Genomic DNA, 11,330 nt, shown 5'->3' with positions numbered 1-11,330 from the left:
CCCAAAGGGGGGATGGGGGCGGGGGACTCTCGCCAAACTTTTTCCTCTAGTGTTGCACTTCGAAGTTGAACCTAGGGCTGACGCATCTGAGTTTTACTTCGCCCGCCCGCTCCCACATGGACTTATGCGCCAATCCCCCTCCTCTGACACCCCGCCCCTGTCCGATGCCACACTCATCCCCTATGCCGGCGGGTGGCGGATTCCGGCAAGGATCCACGGCGCCTAGGAGTATCGTATCGAGCTGGATAGAGTTCGGTGGATTCTAAACCCGATATTAGTGATCACTAAACCCGGTAATAGTGATGACTAATACCGGGTTTAGTTTGGGGGGCACAGGGCTGACGCATCTGAGCTATACAGTAAACCATCTGATGCTCGTCAGAGAGGCTGATGTCTATAGAGCGGGCATCCTTGCGGATGCAGTTTCGCTGCTAATGGACGAGTCTCAAATGCGTCACCCCTGAAGCTAATCCATACAAACAAAAAGAGTGGCAAAAAAAGATTACCCAGCTTCCGACCAACGCCATCCTGAAGCCATCCGAGCTGACTTCGATCATGCATCAAACCCATTTCCGAGAAGCGTCAACCCTGGGTCGGACAACTTTTTGTGGGGTGACGCCGACTTTGCTATCGAAATAATGGCTACCTTTGTAGTGACTAGCGCAGATACACAAAGCAACAAGCCTATGACAGAAGAGACAATACTGGTAACTGGCGGGACGGGATTCATCGGATCCCACACCACCGTCGAGCTACAGGAAGCCGGTTATGAGGTGGTCATCGTCGACAACCTCTCCAACTCTGACGAGTCGGTCCTTGACGGGATCGAGCGGATAACCGGACGGAGACCGAAATTCTACAAGTCCGACTGCAACGACCTCGAGGCGATGAGACGAGTCTATAAGGAGAATCCTCACATCGCCGGAGTGATCCACTTCGCCGCCAGTAAGGCAGTGGGAGAGTCGGTCGAGAAGCCTCTGCTCTACTACCATAATAATATTGTCTCCCTGATCAATCAGCTCACGCTCATGACGGAGTACGGGACGAGAGGGATCGTCTTCTCCTCCTCCTGTACGGTGTACGGTCAGCCGGAGAAGCTCCCCGTGGACGAGTCGGCACCCTTCATGCCCGCCACCTCGCCCTACGGCAATACGAAGCAGATCAATGAGGAGATCCTCCGAGACACGATCCACTCCGGCGTGTCCTTCAAGGCGATCAGCCTGAGGTACTTCAATCCCATCGGTGCACATCCCACAGCCTACATCGGTGAGGAGCCTCGAGGCATCCCCGCCAACCTTATCCCCTACATCACCCAGGCAGCTGCCGGCATCCGCAAGGAACTGACCGTCTTCGGAGACGACTACCCAACCCCCGATGGCACCTGCATCAGAGACTACATCCACGTCGTGGATCTCGCCAAGGCACATGTTGCTGCGATCGACAGGATGCTCCACCAGGACGGCGAGAGCTACGAGTACTACAATATCGGCACAGGCAAGGGGGAGAGCGTCCTGGAGCTGATCACCGCCTTTGAGCGAGCAACGGGCGTTAAGGTCCCCTACAAGATCGGACCTCGCCGAGAGGGCGATATAGTCGCCGTATGGGCCGACCCCAAGAAGGCCAACGACCTCCTCGGCTGGCAGGCTCAGTCCACGATAGAGGACTCCCTCCGCAGTGCATGGAAGTGGCAGGAGCAGGTCCTCAAGCGGGATCAGAAGTAATAGAAAACTATCTAATAGAAATAATACCACCCCTAACAGTACAATGGACAAGAACGAATTTGGGATTTTCTCCGGGCAAAAGAGTATGAACCTCGCTGAGCAGATCTGCTCCAGCCTGGGGTGTGACCTCGGGAAGTTTAAGTACGAGCGCTTCGCCGACGGCGAGTTCTCCGGCAGCTTCGAGGAGTCGATCCGCGGCAAGGACACCTACATCGTGCAGTCGACCTTTGCCCCGGCCGACAACCTGATGGAGCTGCTCCTTATGGTCGATGCCGCCAAGCGCGCCAGTGCTCACTACATCGCCGCCGTGATCCCCTACTTCGGCTGGGCTCGTCAGGATCGCAAGGATAAGCCACGCGTCTCCATCGGTGCCAAGCTGGTGGCCGACCTCCTACAGGCAGCAGGCATCTCTCGCCTGATCACCATGGACCTCCATGCGGACCAGATCCAGGGCTTCTTCAACGTCCCCGTAGACCACCTCTACGCATCCAATATCTTCCTCGACTATATCCGGAAGAATATTGATCTCAAGAACCTTGTCATCGCCACCCCCGATGTCGGCGGCACGAAGCGCGCCAATACCTACGCTCACGCCCTCGGCGTGCCGATGGTGATCTGTCACAAGCTACGCCTCAAGGCCAACGTCGTGGCTGAGATGCGCATCATTGGTGACGTAGAGGATAAGGACGTGCTCCTCGTGGACGACATCGTCGATACCGCCGGCACCATCACCAAGGCTGCCAACCTGATGATGGACCACGGCGCTCGCTCGGTACGTGCCATGTGCTCGCACGCCGTGATGAGTGATCCAGCAACAGAGCGAGTGGAGCAGAGCGCACTCAAGGAGCTGGTGGTTACTGACTCTATCCCCTACACCAAGAAGTGCGACAAGGTGAAGGTTCTCTCCATTGCACCGATGTTCGCCGAGGCGATCCGTCGCGTCGAGACACACGAGTCGATCAGCAGCCTCTATGGTCTCTGATCAGCGGTGACTGACCTTTCCATAAAAAAAGGCACTGAGCTCACCACGGAGTCGATCACTCCGGCTGAGCTCAGTGCCTTCCGTAAGGGGCTGCTACGCTGGTACGATAAGCACGGTAGGGAGCTCCCGTGGCGTGGCACGAGGGATCCCTATCGGATATGGGTCTCTGAGATCATCCTCCAGCAGACGCAGACAGTGCAGGGGTGGGACTACTACCTCCGGTTCGTCGACCGACTACCGGACGTGAAGAGCCTCGCCGAGGTACCGGAGGACGAGCTGATGCTCCTCTGGCAGGGGCTGGGCTACTACTCCAGAGCGCACAATATGCAGCACGCCGCCAGGCAGATCATGGAGGAGCATGGCGGGACCTTCCCTCGAGAGGAGCGGGAAGTGGCAGCGCTCAAGGGCGTAGGTCCCTACACCACCGCAGCGATCATGAGCATCGCCTACGACTACCCGCTCGCCGTCGTGGACGGCAATGTCTACCGCGTCCTGAGCCGCTACCTCGCCTCCGACACGCCGATAGATACCACTCCGGGACAGCGGTACTACCGTACGATGGCAGCACTTTTTCTTGAGGAAAAGCAACCGGGCAGGTACAATCAGGCGATGATGGATCTGGGCGCTATGATCTGCACACCAAAGTCTCCCCTCTGCGACGCTTGCCCCCTCCGTGACAGCTGCCGGTCGAGAGGGACGGAGCTGATCGACCTCCTTCCCGTCAAGGCGCATAGGACGAGAGTGAAGGAGCGATGGATAGACTACTTCCTTCTCCTCCACCGGGGACAGATAGCGATCCGCCGGAGAGACAGCCGGCGCGGGATCTGGAAGGGTCTCTACGAACTACCCAATGAGATCTCCGACAGAGAGCCCACCACCCTACCCACCCCGACACGTGGCTGGGAGATAAGGGAGACGATGCCACTACCGGATCACCGCCTCAGCCACAGGCTCCTCCACCTGAGGGTGCACGTCTGCGGCACGTCGGGAGACGCCAACCCCACCTACCCCGACGGGACAGAGCAGATACCCCTCTCTGACCATGGCACGATCGCTTTCCCAAAGCCCCTCCGCCACTTCCTCGACCACTACTCCGCAGGCAATCGCCTCCTCTAACACCCTACCCCCACAATCTTCTATTATAGCTCCCCCTGCATATTAAGGAGGGGGCTATTAGGTCGCTTCTTATTAAGTCGTCCTCTGGCAGACCGCTCTTTTTATCTGGTAACGACAAAAGCAGCACCAGATCTGATATAGTACATATCTATAAGGATCCAAGCAGAATAAAAAGGACAATCCTCGCTCATATAAAAAATATCCTTATATTTGTACAGTTCATTTACCATCTCTTAGCTTTAGATGCAGATGACTATGCCTATCCACAGCGGTAGATAGACAGAGAGAGAAAAGCATTACTCACTCCACAACATTTGTTTTTATGAAGAAAGTCAATGTTATCGCCGCGGCAGTGGCTGCACTGACTATTGCGGCTCTCCCGCATGTTAAGAGTGCTGCCGCGATCACCCCTGCCCAAGGAAGCAACTTGGGTAAGCAGGTGACGCAAAGTGTAACGATTACGGTCTCCGGACAGGTAGTCGACCAGTCAGGAGAGCCTATCATTGGAGCTACCGTAAGCGTCAAGGAAGTGAAGGGGAAAGGGACAGGCACAGACCTCGACGGGCACTTCACGCTTGAGGGGGTCCCATCTGATGCCACCCTTGTCATCTCCTATGTCGGGATGAAGACGCAGGAGATCCCACTCAATGGACAGTCATCTCTTAAGATTGTCTTACACGACGACTCCGAGCTCTTAGACGAGCTGGTAGTGGTTGGATTTGGCAGTCAGAAGAAGGTAGATCTTACCGGTGCGGTCTCACAAGTCGAGATGTCCAAGGTGCTGGGTGATCGCCCTATCGTTAGTGCCTCAGCAGCCCTCCAGGGAGCAATCCCCGGTCTCTTTGTCTCCGGTGCCTCCGGTCCTGGTCAAGCAAAGAACTTCAACATCCGTGGAGATCTCTCGATCAATGGCGGTAATCCTCTCGTCCTTATCGACAACGTAGAGGGAGACATCAATGCTCTTAACCCCAACGACATCGAGTCTATCTCTGTCCTTAAGGACGCTTCCTCTGCAGCCATATATGGTGCACGAGCCGCCGGTGGTGTGATCCTTGTAACCACAAAGCGACCGAAGAGCGGAACGCGCTTTGAGGCGACCTATAACTTTAGTCAAGGATGGGAGCGCTCTATCTCCAGACCGGTGCAGGCCTCACTCGATGACTACATAGCAGCGTATGAGGAGGCAGGATTTTCTAAGCAGTACTGGGCGGGCAACGGAGACATCACTAAGTGGAAGGAGTATCTCGCACAGTACCGCGCAGGCACACTGGAGGGCGTCCAGGATAATGGTATCTACCGTGATGGGGACAAGGTCTACTACCTCAAGGAGGGTGACGTACTTGGTAACGCGCTCGGGACCGGTGTCCTATCCAATCACAATGTCTCTGTCTCCGGTGCGACAGATAAGCTGAGATTCCGCCTCTCCGGTGGCTATGCACACGATGATGGACCGATGGTGACAGACAAGGATAGCTTCCGTCGCCTCACTCTCTCCTCATTCGTCGCTGCTGATATCAATAGCTGGCTGACCACAGAGGTGAATGTACACTACACGAGCAAGGCCCGCACATCACTTGCGACATCAATACGCGACCCCTTTGCAGTACGACTGATCAACTGGTACCCGGAGGGCTATATGCCTAAGGAGATCATCGGTCAGGACGAGGATCTCATCATAGACACGCCACGCAATACCTACCTCGTCAGTCCTACGCAGATCAACGACGTATCGATCCCTCGCATTCAGTCAAAGGTCATCATCAAGCCACTGAAGAACTGGGACATCAACGTAGAGTACACATTTAGTCGCATTGATACTAAGACAAATGGCTACTCCAATGTCATCAAGTATGCGGACGTGCAGCTGGCAGTCAAGACCGCACCGACAAACCCAACTCGCGATGCTTACTGGATCAATACAAGCATAGAGAAGTATCACGCATTGAATGTCTTCTCTAACTACAAGTTCGATCTAGACAATCATCATATCGGAGTGATGCTCGGATACAACCAAGAGAGCAACTGGTGGGGCGGAGTCAATGCCACGATAGAGGGACAGAGCCTCCCGGCAGTCCCCTCATTCGGTGGTGGTACCGGGACAAAGACACTGTCGGACAACTACTCGGAGTACGCCATCCGAGGTGCATTCGGACGTCTTACCTACAATTATGCAGATCGCTACCTCCTGACGGTCAATGCTCGATACGATGGGAGCTCGAAGTTTCCTAAAGTCAATCGCTTCGGTTTCTTCCCCTCCATCTCCGCCGGATGGCGTGTCGCTGAGGAGTCCTTTATGGAATGGTCGAGGAACTGGCTCGACAACTTTAAGATCCGTGCTTCCTACGGTACGATCGGTAATCAGAACATCGCTCCCTACGGATTTGTCCCCAGTATGAGCATCGGTGAGAGTAATGTCTGGCTGGATCAGAATAAGAAGGTGACTATCATCGGCGCACCGGGACTGGTACGTAATAACTACACGTGGGAGAAGGTCAATACATTTGATGTCGGATTTGATCTAGACGCCTTCAATAGACGACTAAATGTTGCCTTCAGCTGGTATCTACGTACCACGGAAGGGATGCTGGCTCCAGGGGCAGAGATCCCTGCCACCGTCGGCGCAGCTGCTCCGCTACAGAATATTGCCGATATGCAGACGAAGGGATGGGAGATCGGTATCAACTGGCAGGACTATGTCGGAGACTTCTCCTATCGAGTGGGAGTCAATCTCTATGATCACATGTCCGAGATCACGAAGTACAACAACCTCTCCGGGAATCTCAACGCCTACTACGTAGGTCGTAAGATGAACGAGATCTGGGGCTATGTCTCAGACGGACTCTACTCCATCGACGACTTTGACCTCGACAAGGCACGTCAGGACGTATGGCAGCTCAAGGATGGCATCGCATCCATTAACGGTGCGACGGTGAAGCCGGGAGATGCAAAGTTTAAGGACCTGGACGGCAATGGGATCATCAACGGCGGTGCCAATACCCTGTCTGACCCGGGAGATATGAAGATCATCGGGAATAGCACCAATCGCTTCCAGTACGGTGTCAACCTCGGTGCCGGATGGAAGGGTCTTGATCTCTCTGTGATGCTCCAAGGAGTAGGTAAGAGAGATGTCTGGCTCCCCGGAGTTGCGCTCTTCCCCTTTGCTGCCGCCGGTAGCGACGGAGTCTTCTGGCCTGTGTACAGCAATCAGACAGACTACTGGCGCGCCAAGAGCTACGATCCTGCAAGTCCCGACTATATGGTCGCTGCCAATCCGAATGCGAAACTCTTCCGCATCTATGGACAGATGCAGAACTCCGGATCCAGCGCACGGACCAGTACGGGATACCTCCAGAGTGGAGCATATATGCGTGTCAAGAACATCACCCTCTCCTACTCCCTACCCAAGGAGTGGATCAATAAGATCCAACTCTCTCAGATGCGTCTCTACGTCAGCGTCGAGAACCCTGCTACGATCACCTCTCTCCCGAAGGGATATGACCCAGAGAACCTGAAGTGGGCTTATCCATTCTACCGTACGTGGTCTTTTGGAGCTAATATCACCCTTTAATACTTGGGCAGAATTATGAAGAGTATAAATAATAGAATCACAGCATCATTAGTTGCCTTGGCTCTCGCCTTGGTGGGCTGTAATGACAGCTTCCTTGAGAGACTTCCGAAGACTTCGCCCAATGAGACCAACGCATTCCTCACCTACGACAACTATCGCTCATACGTCTATCCTCTGTACGGGATGTTCACAGATGGTCGTATTATGACCAACTTTAGTGGCACTTACTACAATGCCGGTCAGTGGTATAGTGACTACTATGCAGGGATTATGACCTGCCGACCGGCGAGCCAAAATCCCTATGCATTCCAGACCTTCCAGCCCGTCACATCGTCAGGTAACTGGTCCTTTGACTACATCAGAAAGGTCAACGTAATGCTCTCTCACCTCTCTGACGGGTCCCTTAAGCCGGCAGAAGCAGAGCACTGGAGATCGGTGGGATACTTCTTCCACGCCTTCTGGTATATGGAGATGCTCTCCCGCTACGGAGACGTGCCATGGATCAATACTGTCCTCAGCGACCAGTCCGAGGAGGCATACATCCCCCGCACACCACGAAACGAAGTAGCTGACAGCATCGTTATGCGGATGGAGTATGCCATCGAGCACATAGGAAGCTCTGCAAAGGATGGTGACAATGCCCTGACACAAGATGCGATCAAGGCAGCACTAAGCCGATTCCTCCTCAGAGAGGGAACCTGGGGCAAGTACCATGGGACGAACCCCAATTACAAGGTCTATCTCGAGAAGTGTCTCACCCTCTCACAGGAGCTTATGGCAAAGTATCCCTCTCTGCATAAGGGAAGCGGGGTCAATAAGTATCCCGGGGCAGGCTACGACGAGGTGATGACAACAGAGAGCTTAGCAGGTGTTGACGGTATCATTATGTACAAGCAGTACCTCGATGGGATGACTATGCACCGTTTCAGTGACCTGATCCATGTAGAAGCACACCGTGCCGACGCACCACAGCAGACGGTGGATCTCTTCCTGATGAAGAACGGAAAGCCGATCGCCAATGCTACGTCAGGATTTCAGGGCGGAGAAGGGAAAGATCTCTGGGACTACTACGCAGACCGTGATCCTCGACTGATGATCAACTTCGAGCCACCTGCACAGGCAAAGGTGACTGGAACGAATCCCGATCCTGACAACGTGACTACATTTAAGAAGTGGACATTCTGGAAGGCTGGGGAGAAGCTAAATGGTGGATCATTCGTCATCACACCGGAGTACGAGAAGAAGTTTCGCACCTACATCGACTACTTTGGTCCCAATATCAAGTGTGAGGATGGAGATGGAGATGTCTCCCTCGGCTCCAAGCGACTTCCGGGACATAACTGGGGTGGAGCGATGGTACACTCGGCACCGAATATCACCCAGTTTGCTCAGACAGACAACTATATGCGCTGCTGGACGGGATACTTCTTCTGGAAGCACTACACTGCGTGGGAGAATGGTGACAATAACTACAACCAGACCTCCGACAAGCCCATCTTCACCATCGAGGAGGTGCTGCTTAACTGTGCCGAGGCTGCGTGGGAGCTTGGTCGCTTTGATCAGGCGATCGCAGACCGCACCATCAACCTTCTTCGTGACCGTGTCGGCGTAGCTCCGATGACACTGTCCGAGATTGGTCCGGACTTTGACCCCAATCGCGACAAGGGGGACGCCGCTTGGACACGTGGCTACGACGGGAAAACCAATTACGAGGTTGACCCTGTCCTCTGGGAGATCCGTCGTGAGCGTATGGTAGAGCTAATGGGGCAGGGCTTCAGCTTCTACGATATCAAGCGCTGGCACAAGGCTCCCTATTTTGTCAATAGGCAACCCTGCGGTGCCTTCGTGACAGCCAAGGATCTGCCTTACGGTAAGGGTACGTACACGGGACAGTTTGTGGACTATGACGAGATCCAGAGCCAAGGCTACGCACTTCCGAAGCCCAATAGCGAGGGTCGAGGATGGATCTACACCACACCTGGTCCTCTCTCTGTAGGTAAGGGGTGGAAAGACACCTACTATCTTGAGATGGTTCCCCTCCATCAGATCAATATGAATAAGGAGCATATGACTCAGAACCCCGGCTGGGAGAGCGAGTTTGCTTCTTCACAAGAGGAGAAGAATTGATCTAAAGCCCACCACCTGTAACTGAAGAGGGGCGTGTCGTTCAGCGGCACGCCCCTCTCTCTTTCACAAAACAAAGAGAGTGCAGAGAGGAAGAGAAGCTAAAGCCTCATCTCTCTGCACTCTCTAGCTTATTTGGGAGCTATCCCCGACTTACTTGATGTTGGGATTGAGCTCGCTCCACTTATCGACAGAGGGGATGAGACCCATCTTGATGATATTGTCGATCTGATCCTGGAGGTGCTTGTAGGAGGCATCAAGCTCCTTCATCTCCTCCTCGGTGGCGTGCTCGATCGGCTTGATGTGAGCACCGTCACGGTCGAGGACGGTCTCCCAGGCCATCATTACGTGATCGTAGCGATCGTTGGCGACATAGGTGCCGACCGGCCAGCGGAAGGCAGGACCGCCCATGGCGGCACCGATCATCTCGATGGAGAGCTGTGCAGGGCTCTGGAAGGAGGAGCGACCGCGGAGCTTGATAATATTGGCACCGCCCTTGACGACACGCTGGCGGAGCTCAGCCCACTGCTCATCGGTCAGCTTGTCCGTACCGATAAGCTCGGAGAGAGGCTTGCCGTCCACCTTGACGCTGCTGCCGAAGACTGCCATCTGCTCACCGTGCCCACCATAGGTGCGGGCACCGGTCACCTCGTGCTGGAGGACGCCGAAGTGCTTAGCCAGCTCGCTCTGGAGTCGGGTGCTGTCGAGACCGGCAAGCGTGGTCACCTGTGAGGGCTTCAGCCCGGAGTGGAGGAGAGCGATGATACCAGTAATATCGGCGGGGTTGAAAATAATGGTCAGATGCTCCAGGTCGGGGCAGTACTTGCGGATGTTCTCACCCAGCTGCTTAGCGATCTCGCCATTGCCACTGATCAGGTCCTCGCGGGTCATGCCTGCCTTGCGGGGAGCACCGCCGGAGCTGACGATGTACTTGGCACCGGTGAAGGCCTCCTTTACGTCTGTGGTGTAGTGGATATTCATCCCATCGAAACCGCAGTGACGCAGCTCCTCGTAGACACCCTCCAGACCCGGCTCATACACGTCGAAGAGACAGAGGTTTGGGGTGAGACGCATGATGGCAGCGATCTGCGCCATATTGGAGCCGATCATACCGGCAGCTCCTACGATAACCAACTTGTCGTTACTTACGAAATCCATAAATAATCTATTGAAGTGAAACGTGTGACTTGTCTTACTGTTACGTATGCAAATCTAACCAAATACTTAAATATTTCCTCATATCAGCCCAAGTATTTTACGATAACCAGGGCTGACGCATCTGAGTTTTACCTCGCCCGCCCGGTCCCGCAGGGGCTTACCCTCCGGTCCCCCTCCTATGACAACCCGCCCCTGTAGGATGCCGCATTCATCCCCTATGCCGGCGGGAGGCGGATCCCCGGCGCCGGGGAGTATCGTATCGAGATGGATAGAGTTCGGTGAATTCTAAACCCGATATTAGTGATCACTAAACCCGGTAATAGTGATCACTAATACCGGGTTTAGTTTGGGAGTGCAGGGCTGATGCTTAGGCAAGCGGATGGGGGGGCTCTTATCGCTCTCCGATGTGACGACGACCCGCAAGGGGTTGGGACACGAAACAAACTCTCATACATCGATCTTCGCCACTTAGTGGCTCGACCGATGCCTATGGAGCGAGCATCCTTGCGGATGCGGTTACACGGCTGATGGACGAGTCTCAAATGCGTCAGCCCTATACGATAACCTCTCTGACCGCTTGCCATGCGCCATTTCGCTACCTTTGTGTGACCAAGAGAAGAAGAAAGAGATGAAGATTTCGGACAAAATCATCGGCGGCTAC

The 11,330-nt window shown here is 54.5% G+C and carries 6 protein-coding genes; 5 read left to right on the top strand and 1 reads right to left on the bottom strand.

Going from position 1 to position 11,330, the window contains the following annotated elements; translation table 11 throughout:
- Positions 1-686 precede the first annotated feature (686 nt).
- The 5 genes from galE to Q0F21_RS02940 all read left to right on the top strand — a co-directional run bounded on the left by galE (position 687) and on the right by Q0F21_RS02940 (position 9,514).
- Positions 687-1,721, top strand: a complete 1,035-nt coding sequence (galE, locus tag Q0F21_RS02960; protein ID WP_297237258.1) for a UDP-glucose 4-epimerase GalE — start codon at positions 687-689, stop codon at positions 1,719-1,721.
- A gap of 43 nt (positions 1,722-1,764) precedes the next feature.
- On the top strand, positions 1,765-2,703 hold the full coding sequence (locus tag Q0F21_RS02955; RefSeq protein ID WP_297130619.1) for a ribose-phosphate pyrophosphokinase: 939 nt from the start codon (positions 1,765-1,767) through the stop codon (positions 2,701-2,703).
- 6 nt (positions 2,704-2,709) lie between these two features.
- A complete protein-coding gene (gene mutY / locus Q0F21_RS02950; RefSeq protein WP_297237256.1) occupies positions 2,710-3,819 on the top strand; it encodes an A/G-specific adenine glycosylase in 1,110 nt (369 codons plus the stop codon).
- A 322-nt stretch (positions 3,820-4,141) separates the two neighbouring features.
- The gene (locus Q0F21_RS02945) at positions 4,142-7,387 is read left to right on the top strand and encodes a TonB-dependent receptor (RefSeq protein ID WP_297237253.1); all 3,246 of its coding nucleotides are present in this window, start codon (positions 4,142-4,144) and stop codon (positions 7,385-7,387) included.
- A 15-nt stretch (positions 7,388-7,402) separates the two neighbouring features.
- A complete protein-coding gene (locus Q0F21_RS02940) occupies positions 7,403-9,514 on the top strand; it encodes a RagB/SusD family nutrient uptake outer membrane protein (protein ID WP_297237251.1) in 2,112 nt (703 codons plus the stop codon).
- Between the two features lie 150 nt (positions 9,515-9,664).
- Here Q0F21_RS02940 and Q0F21_RS02935 read toward each other — a convergent pair whose 3' ends face one another.
- Positions 9,665-10,669 (bottom strand): malate dehydrogenase, encoded by a 1,005-nt coding sequence (locus tag Q0F21_RS02935; protein ID WP_297237248.1) that lies wholly within the window; start codon positions 10,667-10,669, stop codon positions 9,665-9,667.
- Positions 10,670-11,330: the final 661 nt, after the last annotated feature.

Source organism: uncultured Porphyromonas sp. (genome assembly GCF_934359325.1).
In the GTDB taxonomy this organism is placed as follows: domain Bacteria; phylum Bacteroidota; class Bacteroidia; order Bacteroidales; family Porphyromonadaceae; genus Porphyromonas_A.
Note: the sequence above shows the minus strand (reverse complement) of the source record. Positions and strands in the feature narration are given on the sequence as shown.

Coding starts and splice junctions, on each gene's coding strand:
- galE (WP_297237258.1), top strand. CDS start 687: ATGACAGAAGAGACAATACTGGTAACTGGCGGGACGGGATTCATCGGA.
- Q0F21_RS02955 (WP_297130619.1), top strand. CDS start 1,765: ATGGACAAGAACGAATTTGGGATTTTCTCCGGGCAAAAGAGTATGAAC.
- Q0F21_RS02945 (WP_297237253.1), top strand. CDS start 4,142: ATGAAGAAAGTCAATGTTATCGCCGCGGCAGTGGCTGCACTGACTATT.
- Q0F21_RS02940 (WP_297237251.1), top strand. CDS start 7,403: ATGAAGAGTATAAATAATAGAATCACAGCATCATTAGTTGCCTTGGCT.
- Q0F21_RS02935 (WP_297237248.1), bottom strand. CDS start 10,669: ATGGATTTCGTAAGTAACGACAAGTTGGTTATCGTAGGAGCTGCCGGT.